Origin of the sequence: Thioalkalivibrio sp. XN8, assembly GCF_011058255.1 — a bacterium.
GTDB lineage: Bacteria > Pseudomonadota > Gammaproteobacteria > Steroidobacterales > XN24 > XN24.
Map to the genome: position 1 here is coordinate 1 of NZ_JAALFH010000037.1, position 303 is coordinate 303.

The following is a 303-nucleotide window of genomic DNA, read 5'->3' on the forward strand; positions in this document are numbered from 1 at the left end:
TCAGAACTTCGGCATGAAGGAAATGCTGCATGCGGTGCACTCGGCCGGCGCGACGACCGCCCCGATCGTGATCTACCGCGGTCGCGGCATCTACGCCTGGGCCGGTGACGAGTCACAGCTGTTCAACTGGCCGGGCTCGGGACGCTTCCCGGTGTTCGGTTCGGACGACGGCGCGGGCAACCCCGTGGAGCAGAATCACACCTTCGCGAGCCCGACCTATCCGCGGGCGCTGAACGCCTGCTACGCCTGCCATGTGCCGGGCTTCGACATCCTGCCGGGTGCCGACGTGGCGATGGCTTCGAC

At 67.3% G+C, this 303-nt stretch carries 1 protein-coding gene; it reads left to right on the forward strand.

The genetic code is table 11. The features are described 5' to 3' along the window. The coding region (locus G6N75_RS04305) for a hypothetical protein (protein ID WP_206202915.1) at window positions 1–303 on the forward strand (303 nt) is incomplete at both ends.